The organism is Mesorhizobium erdmanii USDA 3471 (assembly GCF_000472705.1).
GTDB lineage: Bacteria > Pseudomonadota > Alphaproteobacteria > Rhizobiales > Rhizobiaceae > Mesorhizobium > Mesorhizobium erdmanii.
Window position 1 is genome coordinate 230,473 of the sequence record NZ_KI421454.1, and the last position, 16,289, is coordinate 246,761.

The following is a 16,289-nucleotide window of genomic DNA, read 5'->3' on the forward strand; positions in this document are numbered from 1 at the left end:
AGCACGGCGCCAAATAGAAGAACCGAACCCCTCGTCCTGCTCGCTTTTTCATGTCGGGCTCTTCGCAAATGCTGTTCGGCAGCGGAACATAACCACATCAGATTTCTGCCACCACTGAACTTGAAAGTTGTGGTGAGCGTACCATTGACAGCGATTTGTGGTCGCAAAGATTCCATAAATTTCCTTGAAGGATCTGTTGCAAGGCCTAAACAAGAACGCAACGAGACTGGCGAGGTGCTGGTAAGACGGCAAGCTGGCAAACAGCTTGGCCAACAGGGAGGCGAGCGGCGCCACCTCTACCTAGCAGGCTGTTGAAGAAGGATCACGCTTGGCCTTGAGGATGGCTTCGTCGCCGTTGTGGTAGGCGAATGTGATCTCGATCGAGCCGTCGTCGAGCAATTCGGCATGGCCATCGCCTGTGACTTCGTCCATCTCGTCACATCCGCCCCATGTGAAGTGAACTATTGAGGGGCTGTAGCTGAGATCGAGGCCGGCTTGCAGGGCGCCAAAGGCGATCTCGCCGTTGTTGTCGCCGCCGATGGTGATCATGGCGGGGCCGCTCAGGTTCAGGTAGCCGCGATCCCACAGATCGGCTTCGATGATCCGCCAGCGGCCGATCAGTTGGCAGCCCGCGGGCGCGGTCATGTCGGCACCGCCAGGAGCTTCGGTAGCGGCACCAGATTGTAGGCGGCAGCCGCGAAGATGAAGGCCCACCCGACGCGGTCGCGTCCGCGCAACTTGGACTTCTCCTGCCCGGCGACCGTCTTGATCCAGCCGAACGCCTCTTCGATGCGCTTTCTGACGCGCTGGCTGACGGCATAGCCGCCGTGCCGCGTCGTGCGGCGATCGATCGCCGAACGGCGGCCGTTCGTGTTCTGCGCTACATGCGGCGTCACCTTTATTGAGCGCAACTCGTTGATGAAGTCCTCCGCGTCATAGGCCTTGTCGGCGCCGAGCGTGATCGCCTGCGGCCGGTCGGCGCAGGGTTCGATCATATGCAGTGCGGCCACTCGCTCGGCATGCCCGTCGGCCAGCGTCAGGCAGGCATCGACCAGCAGGCCATGGCGGTTCTCCACCCGTGCCCCATGAAGCAGAGCTTGGCCTCCTTGCCCCGCCCCTTGCGGTAGAGCCTGGCATCGGGGTCGGTGGTCGAAGCATGCGTCTCGTTCGACCGTTTCTGGCCGTGGAAGTCCGCCTCCGTGTTACGCCCACCGCCCTGAGCCGGCGGCTCGCCTGAGTCATTCCCCGGCTCTTCGCCCGAACCGTCCTTCGGCTTGAGGCTCTTCATCGACGCCCAGGCCGCGATCAGCGTTCCGTCGACCGAGAAGTGATCCGTGGAAAGGAGCTTCTTCACCTTGGGCTGCGCCAGGACTGCACTGAGGAACTTCGCCGCGATGTTGCCCTCAAGCAGCCGGTCGCGGTTCTTCGAGAACACCGAATGGTCCCAGGCTGCGTCGTCGATGCCGATGCCGACGAACCAGCGGAACAGAAGGTCGTATTCCAGCCGCTCCATCAAAAGCCGCTCCGAGCGGATCGAATAGAACGCCTGCAAAAGCATCGCCCGCAGCAGCTTCTCCGGCGGGATCGAGGGCCGTCCGATCGGCAAGTACAGCGCCGCGAACTCGCGCTCCAGCGCCGACAGGGCTTCATTCACGATCGTCCGGATCGCCCGCAACGGATGATTGCGCCGAACCCGGGCTTCAAGGTCCACGTAGCTGAACAGTTCGCCAGTTCGATCGTCGCCGCCGCGCACCTCCGAATCCCTTCGGAACAGTGAATCACCGCTGCGGTCCGGTGGCGAGTGCCTTTTTCAACAGCCTGCTAGGCGACAGTGCTAACCTGCATCGTGCACCTGATCCGCCATCTGTTCGTGTCGCGGAAGGTCGCGAAGCCGTTGTGCCGACGCTCAGAGCCATCTGCCGGGGGCGGACGCTAGGCCGGCATGAAGGCTCTGCAGGACTTCGAGGCCGGCGACACCCGGCGATCACTCAGAGCTGGCGGCGCGACTGGCAGCACGTCGTGCCTCTTCCCCTATCCGAGTGTGCGCAGCATCATCTACACGGCGGATGCGGTCGAAATGTCCGTGGCGCGTCGGCCATTTCCAAATAGCGCTTATCTGGTCAGTTAGGTCGCACCCCTTCGATGTGGCTGACACGGAGGGCTTGTGCCAGTTCATAAAGCGTGACGATGGTGGTTCCCTTTGCCCTTCTCCAGCCCGCTGATTTCCTGCTGGCTGAAGCCGGAGATCTCGGCAAGCTGCTCCTGCGTCAAGCCGGCCTTCTCCCTGATCCTGCGTGCATTTCGTCAGACCAGCTTGCGGTCTCCATGCGAAGGTCAGCAAGTCAAAGCCATTGAGTTTATGCCATCGATGTGCCCGAACCATCTGCCGCCGGGGGGCAGCAAATCCAAGGCTACGATTTTGGTGACTTGTCGCTTGCCAAGCAGCACAAGCTATCGGTCACGCAAGCGACGCACACGTGCGAGAACCTCGCAAGGGTCGATTTCGAGCGCTTCCGCTACATCGAGGAACTCAATGACGTCCATGCGACGTTCACCGCCCTCATACTTGGCCACGAAAGACTGCGGGCGGCGAAGCGCTTCGGCAACCTTGGCCTGGGTTAAGCCCTTGTTCTTGCGCGCCGCTATCAGCTGTTCCAGCAGCCGGCGTTGGCGGGGCGATCGAAGGGATTTCGGCATCAGATGAACCGGCCAGAAGGGAACCGGCTCATCGACTAATCCCAGTTTCGGATTATCCCATTTTAGGATATATTTGCAATCCACAAGGCAAGCCGCGCCATGGAGCAAACTGTATGGTCGAGACCATGTCGAAGAAAAGCGGGCTCAGTTCATGGGCGGCGGTTGCGCGTCATCCAGATCGATTTCGGCAATCCGGGATGGACTGATCGCCTTTGTTACTGCGGCGGCCTAATCAACTCACAAGGATCAACGTCAAACGCTTTTGCGAGCCGGCCAAGCACACTGACACTTGCGGAAACCCGAGCACGCTCGATCGAGCCCACATAGCGCATGCTCAGCTCTGCGCGGGCAGCCAATTCTTCCTGCGTCAGGTCCTGATCATGGCGCAAACGACGCATGTTGATCGCCATGACTTCCGTGAGGTCCATGGCGAGATAGGGACCAGAACCGGAACTATCGTTCTAGGAACGATCGTTCCTATTCGCTATGATGAGCCAACCGAGGAGAAGCCGTGCCCGATCACAACAAACCCCAAACCGGCAAGAGGGTCGCGATGAAACGCAAAGTCCAAGACGAAGTCCCCTGGTCGGACAGCCTGACCGCTTACGACAATGAGCACTTCGCCATCTATATGAGGCTCCTGGACGCGTCCGCCGACGATGCCAGCGAAGACGAGATGGCGCAGCTCGTCCTCGGCATCGATCCGATGCGAGAACCTGAGCGCGCCCGAATGGCGGTTCGCAGCCATCTCGATCGGGCAAACTGGATGGTTACGACTGGATACAAAGAACTGTTCGCGCGCTGACAGGCTCCAGGTGAGCTATTCCAATCATCTTAGACGAGGAAATCCCGATAGCCGCGATCCATGAGCATGTGACCGCGCCGGACGGCACGGCGGATTCGATCGCGAAGGTGGTTGCGCGGATCCGTCCAGTCGGCCTGGACGCGTTGTCGAGCCAACAGGGCCATTGCGATTTGGCGATGCGATGCCCCGCCTAGCGAGCCGTCGAGCGCCTGAAGAACAAAGCGCAGACGGCTAGCGCGCGCTTCGGGGGGAAACAGCCTGTCGGGAAATTGTCCAGTCGCGTGAAAAGCATTGAGGCATTCGAGCGCATTCAGGTGCTGCCTCATCCGATCGGCGGGCCAGATCGCGTCGACGGAAAGCTGAACGGGGCGCAAAACCTCCGCGCCCTCCACGACAAGTTGGAGGTCCCGGTGAGCATTTCGCAGCATGACGTGCTGTCGACCGTCCGCCGTGATCATGAGTGCCGCCCGGCATGGCAATGTAGCGAGATCAAACGAAAGCGTTTCGGGCGACAGTGCCTTTTTCGCAATGACCGGCAGGACATGCGGGCATTGGCGGGAGCACCAGAACACAGCCGCATCAGGCCTCAACGAGCTTGCGAAACAGGAGCCCCCACTGCGTGAGATCGAGCGACGATCTCATCACTTCTACCTCGAACCACCTTTCTGCAAATTCTGCGTGCTCAAGCGCGTGCCTGCAGTCACGCTGGAAGGCCGGATTGCGCCGCAGGAATTCCCAGGCCCAGCCGCGTCGCGTCAAGTGCCGCGTATAGCGATAAGATTTCTCATCCTGCCAGTCCGGCCAGTCGGCGTCATTACCTATCATAGCCATGTCAGGCGCCCGTGCAGAGCATCGGCGCCCACAGTACGGGACCGCCAAGACTGCCACTGTGGCGGACCGCAGCAAGGCTCGCCTCTGAGACATCCAAACAGCCGGCAACGGCGCGCGTGGTGCCGATTGTCGTGGCGGACCGATCCGGGCCAGCGGCCATCCGGCGCGGCGCAGAGTTCGCTCCATGCGCAAATCGGTAACCGTGACGATATGGGTGAGCTGCCGCGACAGACCGAACTCGATCATGCCAGCGAGGACTCGCGACACCAATACACCCACTGCCCTTCGGTGCAGACGGTGGAAGATCAAGGGCGAATCGGCTGCTTTCCCAGACACTTGGTTGCTCGGGTGCCGTTCTTCCCTCCAACAGCCTCGAAAAGACTTCTCGCAACATCGTCGGCCCTGTCGAGGGCAGGAGGCGTACGCAGCCCCCGACGCGACCGGCGGAATCGCGCAACACAAGATAGTGCGGTTTCAGGGAATCGAATGAACCGATCTCGAAGCCGCCCGTCGTGCGCACGTTCCAGTCGAGTCGCTCCTTGAAGATGCGGTAGCGCAGGCGGTGCATTTCGTGAAGTTCGTCGGCAAAGGCGCCGTACCAGCCGGGCGCAATAAGCTCAATCATGATGGTCTCCTCGCAGGTATGACCCTGCCATTGGAGGCGAACCTTCATGCCGCGACTGCCTGTGCATTTGTACAGGTAGATCAGAGAGGGATTCTGTTCCTCAGAGGATTGATGATCGTGAGGAGGCCAGCAGCGTCACCGCCTGATTTTTGGTGCGCACGCCGAGCTTCTTCTTGGCATTGTCCAGATGGAAAGCGGCCGTGCGCTCCTTGATCCCCAAGATGCAGCCGATCTCCCAGGCGGACTTGCCCTTTGCCGTCCATTGCAGGCATTCGTACTCACGGGGCGTCAGCGAAACACCATCCACCGCCAGACCACCCGAAAGCTTGCGGCGAACGCTAATGTGAAAGCACATCGCCATAATCTCGAGCGCCTGTTCATATTGCTCGGCGATGCGCAGGAAGGTCGAATCGAGCCTGTCTGCCGCGAAGGTCATCGCAGCGACACCGCCGCGGCGATCGACAAGTGGAATCGTCAGTCCGCAGCAGATGCCGAATTCGGCAGCCTCATCGAAAAGCTGTTGCTGTCGCGTTGAAATGCCGGCATGGCCGAAACCCGGTCCCCACTGAAAGGGACATTCGCTGCACCTTGCCCATTCTATGACCGGGTCGATCTTTTCGTATTGGTGGCGCAAGTAGTGCGACGTCCAGCCGGAATGATAGTTCGATATCAGCCTGGGTTTTGTGACGCGATCAGACACCAGAGACAGATAGGCGAATGCGGGAATGTCGAAGGCGCCGGCGGCGCTGGCCAGTGCGTTATGGAAGTCGACTTCATCAACGCTCAAAGACAACTGTTCCAGCAAAGTTTCGAAGACGAGCTGCATTTTCTCCAGCGGCTGTTTTCAATTAGACATGGGACTTTCTGGCTTCTTGGCAGCTACGGCGAGAAGACTCGCCCCCCAAGATATTCGACGCTGGAGAAAATACACCGCGGTGACTGCTCCCCGGACCTTTGATCATATGAAAGCAGGTGCATGCGACCTCGACGCCGGCTGCCGTAAGCCGCTGGTCCGAAGCTGCGATTGTGGGCGGTTGCCATGGTGTAGTAGAAATATTGAAGCTTGATGTGCCATCCGGGTATGCAGATGACCTCCTTCTCGAACTTTCGATTGCGGACGCGCTACAATCACGCAGATCTAGCGGGGCACCCAGATCCGGCGGGTCAAAAAAGGCGCCCTGCCGGCGGGGAGGTACACCGGCAGGGCGCGCCGCACAAACACCCTGGTCGTTGGGCAACAGGACAGCGGCGGCAGAACTGATTTGGTTATCGCTTGCGATCGAAGGTATCCGAAGCATGCTTAGAATCTGACGGCTCAAGTTTAGCAGTTTCGGTCGGCTCGGCGCGAAATGCGCTGTCAACCCGCCTTCACCAATGGGACACCGTGGGCGACCAGCCCTAACGACAGGCTGACGTCAAAGCGCTTGGTCCGTGGGAAAGTTCCTCCCAGGGACCACTTTACCCGGGACGGCGTCGAACCCGGGGCTCGCTTCCGTCGGCACTCGCATATTCATATCGCACCCTCGGCCTTCAGCGCGCGATAGGTCGTCTCGACTGATTTCGCGGTTGCGTCGACGATTATGTCGATCTCCTTCCGCGTGATGATCAAAGGCGGGGCAAAGCCGAGGATATCGCCGTGTGGCATGGCACGGCCGATGACACCATTCTCGAACAGAGCAGCGGCGGCTCGAACCCCGACCTGAAGATCGGATTCAAACGGTATTCTCTGCTTTGGATCTCGCATCAGCTCTACGGCGGAGAGGATTCCGACACCACGAACCTCTCCGACGATGGGGTGTCCCGCCAGTTCGGCATTCATGCGGGCATGCCAATACGGTCCGACATCGCGGACATGCTCCAGGATATTTCTTTCCTTTAGGAGTCGAATATTGGCGAGCGCGGCCGCAGCGCAAAGCGTGTGACCTGAATATGTCCAGCCGTGGCCGAGAGCGCCGTGCTTCTCTGTTCCTTGTTCCAAGACCGACCAGACCCGGTCGCCAATGATTGACCCCGAGATGGGCAGGTAGGCGGAACTCAAACCCTTGGCGATGGTCACGAAGTCCGGCCGCATGCCATAGAGGTGGGAACCGAATTGCTCACCGGTTCGTCCAAACCCGCAGACCACCTCGTCGGCGATCAGCAGGATATCGTACTTGTCGAGCACGCCTTGGATCGCGGTCCAGTATCCTTTTGGGGGTGGAACGATACCGCCTGTCCCAAGCACCGGCTCGCCAATAAAAGCTGCGACGGTCTCCGGGCCTTCAGCGAGGATAAGGGCTTCAAGTTCATCCGCGCAGCGTGTCGAGAACGCTTGCTCACTTTCGCCGTCATGCGCCTGGCGATAGTGGTGCGGCGTCGTGGTATGGCGCACTAAATCCAGCGGCAGGTCGAAGAAATTATGGAAGAAGGCAAGGCCTGTCAGGCTCCCGGTGACCAGCCCAGACCCGTGATAGCCGCGATGTCGCGAGATGATCTTCTTCTTTTCAGGGCGGCCTAGAATGTTGTTGTAGTACCAGACCAGCTTGATATTGGTTTCGTTGGCGTCGGAGCCGGAAAGGCCGAAAAACACCCTTCGCATGTTCTTACCAAAATATTCGACGACGGCCTCTGCCAAGAGGGCGACTGGCTCTGTTCCTTGACTTGCATAGACATGAGCGAACGGCAATTCGTGTGCTTGCTTGGCAATGGCCTCGGCAATTTCCGTGCAGCCATACCCCATGTTGACGCAGTAGAGCCCACCGAAACCGTCGAGGCTCTTTCGGCCTTCGCTATCCCAGATGTACACGCCTTCCGCACCGGCCATGATCCGATTTGGGGTCTCGCCTCGACTGTGCTTGGCCAGATGCGTAGACGGATGAAAGACGAAGCTTCGATCCTTCTCTCTGAGTTGCTCGGTTCCCAGATTGCTCAACCGCATAGTCCCTCTCCTCGCGATGGATTGGCGGAGGGCACTCGGCCGGCCGCCTCCTTAGCAATTAGCATACCGCAAACGCCTCTCCAGTTTCGCGGGAATGCACGTCCTTCGCCGACGAATTCGCGGAATCTGGATCAAAAGCCGTGGAAACCAAGGCCTCGGCGTTTACCGTCGCCTTAGTGCGGACAAGGGGATTGGTGAATTGGATTTGACTGGTTTGGTCACGACAAGACTGTAATATTGATCGATCCCCAAGCCTGCCTGCAGCAGCCCCTCCATGAAATCCTGATACGCAGCCATAGAAGGAGATGCGACGCGCATCAGATAATCGATCCGCCCGCCGATAGCCCAGCAATCCAGGATTTCCGGAAATTCTCCGATCACAGTCTCGAAGTGTCTTTGGTCCTCGAGGCGATGACGTTCCAGCACGACCTCCACCATGACAAAGACCATGCCGCCGATGAGGGCCGGACTCAACCGCGCGTAGAACCCCTCAATAATCCCTGCGACCTCGAGTGCACGGAGCCGCTCCGAGCAGGCCGACGCCGAAAGATGAACGCGGTTTGCAAGCTCGCTTTTTGAAATCCGGCCGTCCGACTGAATCTCGGAGAGAATCCGGAAGTCGCAAGCGTCCAGGCGCGCAGGATTGGGTTTCGACTTCATGAGCTTCTGCTTAGCCGGTGTCGACAATGGAATTGACGCCAACCAACCGAGCTCGGTCGGAAGGCTCAAACGCCGATGTTGCGTGCGATGCTATCGGCCGCCATGCGCTTGCGCCACTCAAGAGGCCCGGAATTGTGAATGGAGTTTCCCTCAACATCGACAGCCATGATGACAGGCATATCCTGCACCTCAAATTCATAGACTGCTTCCATGCCCAGGTCTTCGAAGGCAATCAGCCGCGCTGACTTGATTGATTTTGATATCAGGTAGGCAGCCCCACCCACTGCGATGAGATACGGCGTTTTGTGTCTTACAATCGACTCGATGACAGCCCGTCCTCTCTCCGCTTTGCCCACCATCGCGAAAAGCCCGGTTTCGGCGAGCACCTTGTCCGTAAAATCGTCCAAGCGGCTGGAGGTTGTTGGGCCAGCCGGTCCGACGACCTCATCTCTCACGGCGCGGACGGGTCCAACGTAGTAGATAACGCGCCCCTGCAGATCGAACGGAAGCGGCTTGCCGGCGTCGATCAACTCGACGATTCGCTTGTGGGCGGCGTCCCGGCCTGTCAGCATCTTTCCGGACAGAAGAAGTGTTTCACCGCAGCGCCACGATGCTGTCTCCTCCTTCGTCAGCGTATCGAGATTGATCCTTTGGACGCCGGCCGAACTCAATTCGTCGGTTCCGATGTCTGGCCATTCGCGCAAATCGGGAGGTTCCAGCCGGATTGGTCCAGAGCCATCCAAGCTAAACTTCAGGTGCCGGTTGGCGGCGCATTGAGGAATGAGCGCCACGGGCTTGGACGCCGCATGGGTAGGATAGGTCGCAACCTTGACGTCGACGACTGTCGTCATGCCACCAAGGCCTTGGGCGCCGATCCCCAGCGCGTTAATCCGTTCATAAAGCTCGATCCGCAGTGCCTCCTCCACACTTGATGCCCCCCTGGCGATCAATTCCACCATGTCGATGGGCTGGTTCATGGCCTCCTTGGCCAGCAGCATCGCCTTTTCAGCGCTACCACCGATGCCAACGGAGATCAGGCCGGGCGGACACCATCCGCTGCCGAGGGTGGAAACGGTATCGACCACCCAGTCGGAAACGGACCCGCTGGGGTTCAAGGTGGTAAAGCGCGCCTTGTTCTCTGACCCGCCGCCTTTTGCGGCAATGGTGATCTCGATCTGGTTGCCTTGCACAAGGTCGACGTGGACGACTGCCGGGGTGTTGTCACGGGTGTTGACCCGTCCGGCAAGCGGATCGGCAACGATCGATGCCCGAAGGGGATTGTCACGGTCCAGATAGGCCTGACGGACGCCCTCATTCACGAGATCTGCGAAACTGACCGTTGATTTGATGCGGGCTTCCATGCCGACCTTTGCGAAGACCACCACTAGGCCGGTGTCTTGGCAGATCGGGCGCCGCCCGAAGGCCGCCATGCGGGAATTCAGCAGAATCTGCCCCATGGCGTTCTTCGCCGCTGGGCTCTGTTCACGCGCGTACGCCTGCGAAAGAGACCGGATATAATCTGGAGGATGGTAGTACGAGATGTACTGAAGAGCGTCTGCCACGCTCCCTATGATGTCCTTTCCGGCGATGGTCCGTGTTCTATTTCCCACCGGATTTCATCCAGATGAGCTGAGGCCGTTGACCATTTTCAAGATCTGGAAGCTCCGCACCCCCTGCTCGCCTCCTTCATATCCATAGCCGCTCTGTTTGACGCCTCCATAAGGCGCATCCGCTGAAACCCCTTTCAGGTAATTCACACTGACAGCGCCCGCCGAAAGACCGTTGGTCAGCTTTCGTTGCGTATCGGCATCGTCCGTGAAGAAGTAAGCGGCCAAGCCATACTCAGTGGCGTTGGCTTCCTCGATGGCCTCTTCGAGCGTATCGAACGGAGCGACGGTGAGGATCGGTCCGAACGGCTCTTCATGAAGCACTCTGGCATCCTTCGGCACGCCCGTCAGGATGGTTGGCGGCCAGTAAAAGCCCGGTCGGTCGAGGCGGGTGCCACCAGTCTCGATGCGGGCGCCGCGATCGACCGCATCCTTGGTCAGACGCTGCATGGCCTCGATTCGCCGCGCGTTTGCCATCGGTCCCATCTCCGTTGCAGGGTCGTCCGGTTGGCCGATCCTGATCTTGCGGGCTGCTTCTATCATCCGGGACAAGAATTGCTCATAGAGAGACCGAGCGACGAGAATCCTGCTAGGCGCATTGCAGCTCTGGCCCGCGCACTCGAACTTGTATTCCGAAATTGCCGGTATCGCCTTTGCCAGGTCGGCATCCTCACACACAACGACCGGGGAGTGCCCACCGAGTTCAAGGATGCAACGCTGCAAATTATTTGCGGCGAGCGTGGCTAGCTGCTTTCCAACCGCGGTTGAGCCCGTGAAAGTCAAGACCTTCACGATTGGCGAGCTGAGCAGATGCCGCGATATATGCACCGGCACGCCGAAGACCAGATTGACCACGCCCTCCGGGATCCCTGCTTGGTGCAACGATTCAACGATATGGACCGCCACGCTCGGGGTCTCTTCAGCCCCCTTTAGGATTACCGGGCAGCCTGCCGCCAGCGCGGGGGCGAGCTTGCGGGCTATGAGAACGGCCGGATAGTTCCAGGGCGTGAAAGCAGCAACGACACCAAGGGGCTCGGGGACGATCATCCGGTTCGGGCCCATCGGAATAGGGGCCGACAGCTCTTCGGCGTGCGCGCCGTTCCACTCCAGTGTTTCGACGGCACGTGCGTACTCACCTGTCGCTTCGGCAATCGTCTTTCCGTGTTCGGCCGACAGGTCCCTAGCTGCTGCTTCAATCTTCGTTGCCAAAATTCTTGCGGCTGCTACCAGGATCTCGCCACGATATTTGGCTGGCTGTGAGGACCACGCCTTGCGGCTGCGCTCTGCCGAAGCGAGGGCCTCATCCAGATCGGACACCGTCGCCGAGGCCACCGAGGCAAATACCTTCTCCGTTGCCGGATTAATCACCGACAACGTCGCTTTGCTACTACCGGGCCGCCATTTGCCGTTGATGAAGAGCTCGTGGCTCCTGGCGTCGGACATCGCGTGCTCCACTTGGGTGAATTTTTGCCATACGAGCGCTGTTCGATATCGAAACCATCGCTTGAGCCAGTTTCCTCGCGATGTCGAGGCGGGTCAAATATCGATTAATGCCGAAATCCATCTGGAATCCAGATTGATCTGTTCCTGATGGCGGCAAGCGGTCATGCCCGTCAGCTCGCCTCAGGAGCCATTGCCGCCCAGCCTCGGCTTTCAATTAATTCTCTGGAAACCTTGGGAATGAGCTTGCGGACCGCGGAAACGGCCGCAGAACGCTCGTCTTTAGGATTTACGGCAAGCACGACCGAGCGGGTAATCACCGGATCGACAATCTTGACCGCCCTGACGAGCCCCTGAGAGGCTTCTTTCTGGACGGCAGAAGGGGCAAGGATAGAATGGGCTTTGCCCTCTATCACCATGTTGATGATCGTTGAGAGCGAGTCCACTTCAAACTTGACATCTAGCGCGCAACCGTGTTGTGCGACCACGTCAGCCACCGAACGTCTGACATTGTTATTGCGCATGGGAACCGCCAGGGGGAACGCGTGTAGATCCGCCAGAGAAATCGAGTCTTCGAAAGGCGGTTCACCCGACGGCACCACCAGACAGAGCTCTTCGCGCGCCAGGACTGTCATTCGTGCCACACTGTCCGCAGTGCGGTAAAGAACTGCCAGATTGAACCGTCCAGCAGCCATCCATTCCTCCAGCGGTCCTGTCATACCCTCTATCATCTTTAGTGAGACCCTCGGCAGTTCAATTCTCACTGATTCAAGCAGGGGGCCACTAAGGACGCGAGCGGCTCCGGACGGAATGCCAATGGTCACCTCCCCCGCAGGGGATGCCCCTGTGTTGGTCAGTTCCGCCTGGGTGAGTTGAATTTCCTTCAGAATCGCGCGCGCCCGTTCGAGCAGCTTCGCTCCTGACGCTGTCACGCTGACGCCAGTCCTGTCGCGTATCAGCAGCTGAGTGCCGAAGCCTTCCTCCAATTGACGTACATGCAGGCTAAGGGCGCTCTGCGCAACATGAAGGAGCCCAGCTGCCCTCGTAAAACTGCCTGCTTCCACTACTCCGACAAAGTATTTTAACTGTCTGATTTCCACGGTTTAAGGGATCCAGCTGAGTCACTCTCCCAGTATCTTCATGTCTATCTCGAAATGAGATGGCGAGCAAGATGCAATGTCGCCGAGCTCACACCGGAAATAAGCTCCCTGATGAGTGGTTGACTAGGTGTATGTCAGTTACTGCCGGCGAGGGTCAGGATTTCGTGGGCGCGCCGCACCACCGGCGGGTCAATCATCTTGCCATCGATTGCGAAGGCGCACAGACCCCGCCTTGCGGCATCCTTTTGAGCCGCGACGACACGGCACGCCCAATCGAGTTCCTCTGTACCCGGCGAGAAAGCCTCGTTCAAGATGGCCAGCTGTGCCGGATGAATCGCCAGGGCGCCGGCAAAGCCAAGCCGTCGCGCATGCATCGCGTTTTCACGGAATTTACGGGTGTCCGAGAACTCGCCGATGCTTCCAATAAAGCCCAGAGGGAGCAGTCCGGCCGCACGGGCAGCGAACAGAACGGCTAGGTTCGGAGCCAGGAGCAGGTCAAATTCCGGGGCGGCGCCAACAGCGGCACTGAAGTCTTCAGGACCAAGAGCCATTGCGACCATCCTTGGACTGGCCGAGGCAATAGCCGCGAGTCTTTGCAGTGCTCCCGGGGTCTCGATCTGCGCAAGGAACCGCATGGATCCCAGCGCAAGATTTCTCTCCTGTTCAAGTTCCGTTACGACGTTCGCGACCTCTGACACCCATTCCGCCGAATCCACCTTGGGGAGAAGGAGTGCGTCAACACCCGCCATGACGGCTGCGTCGAGATCGGCGGCTAGGGCGCGCATGCCACGATTCACGCGAACCAAAACCGACGCACCCCTACGACCAACCTTTGTAACGGATTCAGGAAGTTGCAGCCGTGCCTCGCTTTTCCGGTCTTGCGGGACCGAGTCCTCGAGGTCGAGTATGATGCCATCTGCACCGCGGTCATGCGCATTCTCCACAAACCGGGACACGTGGGCGGGGACAAAGAGCAGGGACCTCCAGCGCGGGAAGGAGGTCGCGCTAAGGACGATTGGAAGGGTGTCCCTGCTCATGAAAATGCTCCTCCTGTCGATTTTTAAGTGAGCGAGGCGGCTCTGACCTTCCTTGGCGGCCGGTTGGGCCGGATGGCGACAGCCGCGATGGTTTCGAAGTCGTGAGCGCGCACCGATAGGGCTCACGCGGAAGCGGCCCTAGGCCGTAAACGCGCTTGGATCTCCTCGCGGACAGTCTCCGTATGGGCGCCAAGAGCAGGGACAGGGCGCAGCAAGGCGCGCTCAGAGTTGAAGATTGCAGCCGGCGCAATCGTTTCTACAGTTCCTTCAGGCGTGCCAACCTCAACCCTTCGAACGTGTGGATGCGTTGAAAGATCCGACACTTCGTTCAGTCGGCCATATGCCAAACCGGCCGCCTCAAGCTCCTGCATCGCCTCCTCGCAGGACAGTTCGGAAAAACGCCACTCGATGATCTCATCTAGACGAGCGCGGTTACCGAGCCGCTCCATGTTGTCGGCAAATCCGGGTGCGCGTGTGAGTTCCTGCCGCTTGAGGAACTTCTCGCAGAAGTTCACCCATTCCCTGTCATTCTGGACCGAGAAGATGACGTCTTTGCCGTCGGCGCAACGGTAGGCACCATACGGGGCCAGCGACGGGTGGTTAACACCACCACGCACCGTCCGGTAGCCGCTATAGTTGTGCTGCAGAACCGGTACGTTCATCCAGTCGGCGACGGCATCGAACAGCGAGACTTGTATGCCGGCACCCTCACCTGTCCGTTCACGGTTATACAGCGCCTGGAGGATGGCGCTATGCGCTGTCATGCCTGCGGAGATGTCGCAAACCGATACTCCCACCCGGGCGGGCCCATGTTGTGTACCGGTAATCGCGCACAGACCTGTTTCGGCCTGGACGATGAGATCGTAAGCCTTCAGGTGGGAAAACGGCCCTTCCTGCCCGAAACCGGAAATGTCGCAGGTGATCAGCCGAGGAAAGCGGCGACGCAGATCCGCAGATCCGAAACCCAGTTTTTCGATACTGCCCGGCTTCAGATTCTGGATAAAGACGTCAGCAGCGGCAACAAGGGTATCCAGGACGGCGTGGTCCGCCTCCGATCTCAAGTCCAGACAAACCGACTCCTTACCCCGGTTAAGCCAGACGAAGTAAGCGCTCTGCCCCCGCACCAACTTGTCGTAGTTTCGGGCAAAGTCCCCTTCGGGCCTTTCGACTTTGATGACACGTGCGCCAGCGTCAGCAAGACGAGACGATGCATAAGGCGCAGCCACGGCCTGCTCCACAGCAACGACGGTGATCCCCTCCAGACAGTTCCGCATCGTGACACACCGCGCTTTTCATCCAACGTGTTCGTCATGAGCCCGACGACGGTTCAGCATCGCCAGCAACCGGTTTTGTTCGTTCCCCACGATTGAAAATGCCTCGTCGACACCCATTCCGGGCTTAGCAAGCATCATGTCGGCCTGAGTTGCCACCGACACGTGGACAGAAACCTGAGCGGAAAGATCCGTCTCGGTACAGCTGCCTCCTACATACGCTCCGACGTTGTTCGCCTTGCAAATGAGAACGGCACGCGCTGTGTCGGCAATTGAGCCGACGTCCGGCGTCTTGATTTGGACGAGATGCGCGGCCTTTGCTTCGGCAAAGAGCCGGATATCCTCAAGCGTGTTGCATCTCTCATCCACGACAATGCGCGCACTGGAACCGCGGTCATCCAAAATGGATACGATCTGGGCGTAGTTCTCAATTTGAGTCTGTGTGGAACCAAAGTCCGCCGGCGACTCAATGTTAAGCGCGAAACCCGGAACACTATCGGCAACCGTGCAGATAAAATCGGCAATCCGTTGCGGTTCCAGGCCAATTTCAAGGCCAATCCAGCCGTACACATCGAAGTGCAGCACCGGCTGGTACCCCGCATGGCCGATTGCGCGTATGCGCGCCGCAACCCACTTTGCAAACTCCATGAAGGTCTGGCCGTTAACTCCGAATTTCTGCCGTGAGTTGATCAGGCCATGGGGAAGCACATCCACGGACTTCAATATCATCTTGTCTACATTGATCTCGCGAGCATCACCGCTCTGGCAGTAGATCGGGACCTTTCTCGTCGGCAGCGGCAGGTTAAATTCAGCGCATACAACCTCTGCCATGGTTCTGCGCTGGAGAAACGCCGCAGTTCGAAGCAGCGCCTGGCTGACGCCATACTCGATTGCCAGAGGTAGCCGCTTATGTTCGTGAAGATCGAGAACCTTCGCGGTAGCCTCAAGGTAACGAGATGCATCGACCTCGAGAAGCCGCGGCGCGACAACGCGCGACGTTAAATCTGAGATTTGAGCAGTTTCAAATAAAGGATCACGTCCGCCAGCACCAGAATACTGAACGCCCATAATGTCACCCCAAACAACAGTGTCGTCGGTGAGCACAAGCCCGATGCTGAGCGAAAATGCTGGAACGCGAATGGACACGAATCCAGGCGTTATCGGTTCGTTGATATAGATGAAGCCGTCCTGGATTGCGCCAGCCCTTATAGCAGCTTGGTCGTCATAGAAAAATGCGCCATTGCCGGGAGCGAACAGCACGTCTTTGATCTGCATTTCACTTCGCTCGATCTCTTATGG

The 16,289-nt window shown here is 58.9% G+C and carries 15 protein-coding genes and 4 pseudogenes; 2 read left to right on the plus strand and 17 right to left on the minus strand.

Going from position 1 to position 16,289, the window contains the following annotated elements; all coding sequences use genetic code 11:
• Window positions 1–300: 300 nt before the first annotated feature.
• Together A3AU_RS0131515 and A3AU_RS1000000137105 are read right to left on the minus strand one after the other, a co-directional pair.
• The gene (locus A3AU_RS0131515; protein ID WP_027056416.1) at window positions 301–645 is read right to left on the minus strand and encodes a hypothetical protein; all 345 of its coding nucleotides are present in this window, start codon (window positions 643–645) and stop codon (window positions 301–303) included.
• A pseudogene (locus tag A3AU_RS1000000137105) lies at window positions 642–1,753 on the minus strand (IS5 family transposase). The gene A3AU_RS0131515 and the pseudogene A3AU_RS1000000137105 overlap by 4 nt, the downstream one beginning before the upstream one ends.
• Window positions 1,754–1,831: 78 nt before the next feature.
• On the opposite strand from A3AU_RS1000000137105, the pseudogene A3AU_RS1000000140625 reads away from it, so the two are divergent.
• Window positions 1,832–2,077 (plus strand): annotated as a pseudogene (locus A3AU_RS1000000140625) (transposase); the annotation flags it as partial.
• 43 nt (window positions 2,078–2,120) lie between these two features.
• On the opposite strand, the pseudogene A3AU_RS1000000137110 reads toward A3AU_RS1000000140625, so the two are convergent.
• The 3 genes and pseudogenes from A3AU_RS1000000137110 to A3AU_RS0131540 form a co-directional block, all read right to left on the minus strand.
• A pseudogene (locus tag A3AU_RS1000000137110) lies at window positions 2,121–2,289 on the minus strand (helix-turn-helix transcriptional regulator).
• Window positions 2,290–2,451: 162 nt separating this feature from the next.
• Entirely contained in the window at window positions 2,452–2,697 is a 246-nt protein-coding gene (locus tag A3AU_RS1000000138575; RefSeq protein WP_080680407.1) for a helix-turn-helix domain-containing protein, read from the minus strand.
• A 215-nt stretch (window positions 2,698–2,912) separates the two neighbouring features.
• The gene (locus A3AU_RS0131540; RefSeq protein ID WP_027033328.1) at window positions 2,913–3,125 is read right to left on the minus strand and encodes a helix-turn-helix domain-containing protein; all 213 of its coding nucleotides are present in this window, start codon (window positions 3,123–3,125) and stop codon (window positions 2,913–2,915) included.
• 125 nt (window positions 3,126–3,250) lie between these two features.
• Between A3AU_RS0131540 and A3AU_RS0131545 the strand changes: the two genes are divergently transcribed.
• Window positions 3,251–3,502: a DNA -binding domain-containing protein gene (locus A3AU_RS0131545; RefSeq protein WP_027056419.1), complete on the plus strand. Its 252-nt coding sequence runs from the start codon at window positions 3,251–3,253 to the stop codon at window positions 3,500–3,502.
• 29 nt (window positions 3,503–3,531) lie between these two features.
• Here A3AU_RS0131545 and A3AU_RS01000000136535 read toward each other — a convergent pair whose 3' ends face one another.
• From A3AU_RS01000000136535 to A3AU_RS0131605, 12 genes and pseudogenes are all read right to left on the minus strand, one after another.
• A complete protein-coding gene (locus A3AU_RS01000000136535) occupies window positions 3,532–3,960 on the minus strand; it encodes a DUF2285 domain-containing protein (protein ID WP_027056420.1) in 429 nt (142 codons plus the stop codon).
• 121 nt (window positions 3,961–4,081) lie between these two features.
• The gene (locus tag A3AU_RS0131555) at window positions 4,082–4,333 is read right to left on the minus strand and encodes a transcriptional regulator domain-containing protein (protein ID WP_032918492.1); all 252 of its coding nucleotides are present in this window, start codon (window positions 4,331–4,333) and stop codon (window positions 4,082–4,084) included.
• A gap of 1 nt (window position 4,334) precedes the next feature.
• Window positions 4,335–4,958, minus strand: a pseudogene (locus A3AU_RS1000000140860) (acyl-homoserine-lactone synthase).
• Between the two features lie 100 nt (window positions 4,959–5,058).
• Entirely contained in the window at window positions 5,059–5,784 is a 726-nt protein-coding gene (locus A3AU_RS0131565) for a LuxR family transcriptional regulator (RefSeq protein ID WP_027056422.1), read from the minus strand.
• A 684-nt stretch (window positions 5,785–6,468) separates the two neighbouring features.
• Window positions 6,469–7,875 (minus strand): aminotransferase, encoded by a 1,407-nt coding sequence (locus tag A3AU_RS0131570; protein WP_027056423.1) that lies wholly within the window; start codon window positions 7,873–7,875, stop codon window positions 6,469–6,471.
• Between the two features lie 162 nt (window positions 7,876–8,037).
• Window positions 8,038–8,535, minus strand: a complete 498-nt coding sequence (locus A3AU_RS0131575) for an Lrp/AsnC family transcriptional regulator (RefSeq protein WP_027056424.1) — start codon at window positions 8,533–8,535, stop codon at window positions 8,038–8,040.
• A gap of 65 nt (window positions 8,536–8,600) precedes the next feature.
• Window positions 8,601–10,145 carry a fumarate hydratase gene (locus A3AU_RS0131580; protein ID WP_027056425.1) on the minus strand — a complete coding sequence of 515 codons (1,545 nt, stop codon included), beginning with the start codon at window positions 10,143–10,145 and terminating at the stop codon, window positions 8,601–8,603.
• A gap of 6 nt (window positions 10,146–10,151) precedes the next feature.
• Window positions 10,152–11,585, minus strand: coding sequence for an NAD-dependent succinate-semialdehyde dehydrogenase (locus tag A3AU_RS0131585; RefSeq protein WP_027056426.1), 1,434 nt, complete (start codon window positions 11,583–11,585; stop codon window positions 10,152–10,154).
• Between the two features lie 170 nt (window positions 11,586–11,755).
• Complete coding sequence (locus tag A3AU_RS0131590; RefSeq protein WP_027056427.1) at window positions 11,756–12,682, minus strand: LysR family transcriptional regulator; 927 nt, start codon at window positions 12,680–12,682, stop codon at window positions 11,756–11,758.
• 134 nt (window positions 12,683–12,816) lie between these two features.
• On the minus strand, window positions 12,817–13,719 hold the full coding sequence (locus tag A3AU_RS0131595) for an HpcH/HpaI aldolase/citrate lyase family protein (RefSeq protein ID WP_032918495.1): 903 nt from the start codon (window positions 13,717–13,719) through the stop codon (window positions 12,817–12,819).
• 122 nt (window positions 13,720–13,841) lie between these two features.
• A complete protein-coding gene (locus A3AU_RS0131600; protein ID WP_027056429.1) occupies window positions 13,842–14,993 on the minus strand; it encodes a CaiB/BaiF CoA transferase family protein in 1,152 nt (383 codons plus the stop codon).
• Between the two features lie 18 nt (window positions 14,994–15,011).
• The gene (locus A3AU_RS0131605) at window positions 15,012–16,265 is read right to left on the minus strand and encodes a methylaspartate ammonia-lyase (RefSeq protein ID WP_027056430.1); all 1,254 of its coding nucleotides are present in this window, start codon (window positions 16,263–16,265) and stop codon (window positions 15,012–15,014) included.
• Window positions 16,266–16,289: the final 24 nt, after the last annotated feature.

Bases quoted from the DNA above. Each gene is read 5' to 3' on its own strand.
- A3AU_RS0131600 (WP_027056429.1), bottom strand. From the start codon at position 14,993: ATGCGGAACTGTCTGGAGGGGATCACCGTCGTTGCTGTGGAGCAGGCC.
- A3AU_RS1000000138575 (WP_080680407.1), bottom strand. From the start codon at position 2,697: ATGCCGAAATCCCTTCGATCGCCCCGCCAACGCCGGCTGCTGGAACAG.
- A3AU_RS0131515 (WP_027056416.1), bottom strand. From the start codon at position 645: ATGACCGCGCCCGCGGGCTGCCAACTGATCGGCCGCTGGCGGATCATC.
- A3AU_RS0131545 (WP_027056419.1), top strand. From the start codon at position 3,251: ATGAAACGCAAAGTCCAAGACGAAGTCCCCTGGTCGGACAGCCTGACC.
- A3AU_RS0131575 (WP_027056424.1), bottom strand. From the start codon at position 8,535: ATGAAGTCGAAACCCAATCCTGCGCGCCTGGACGCTTGCGACTTCCGG.
- A3AU_RS0131570 (WP_027056423.1), bottom strand. From the start codon at position 7,875: ATGCGGTTGAGCAATCTGGGAACCGAGCAACTCAGAGAGAAGGATCGA.
- A3AU_RS01000000136535 (WP_027056420.1), bottom strand. From the start codon at position 3,960: ATGATCACGGCGGACGGTCGACAGCACGTCATGCTGCGAAATGCTCAC.
- A3AU_RS0131585 (WP_027056426.1), bottom strand. From the start codon at position 11,585: ATGTCCGACGCCAGGAGCCACGAGCTCTTCATCAACGGCAAATGGCGG.
- A3AU_RS0131565 (WP_027056422.1), bottom strand. From the start codon at position 5,784: ATGCAGCTCGTCTTCGAAACTTTGCTGGAACAGTTGTCTTTGAGCGTT.
- A3AU_RS0131540 (WP_027033328.1), bottom strand. From the start codon at position 3,125: ATGGACCTCACGGAAGTCATGGCGATCAACATGCGTCGTTTGCGCCAT.
- A3AU_RS0131605 (WP_027056430.1), bottom strand. From the start codon at position 16,265: ATGCAGATCAAAGACGTGCTGTTCGCTCCCGGCAATGGCGCATTTTTC.
- A3AU_RS0131555 (WP_032918492.1), bottom strand. From the start codon at position 4,333: ATGGCTATGATAGGTAATGACGCCGACTGGCCGGACTGGCAGGATGAG.
- A3AU_RS0131595 (WP_032918495.1), bottom strand. From the start codon at position 13,719: ATGAGCAGGGACACCCTTCCAATCGTCCTTAGCGCGACCTCCTTCCCG.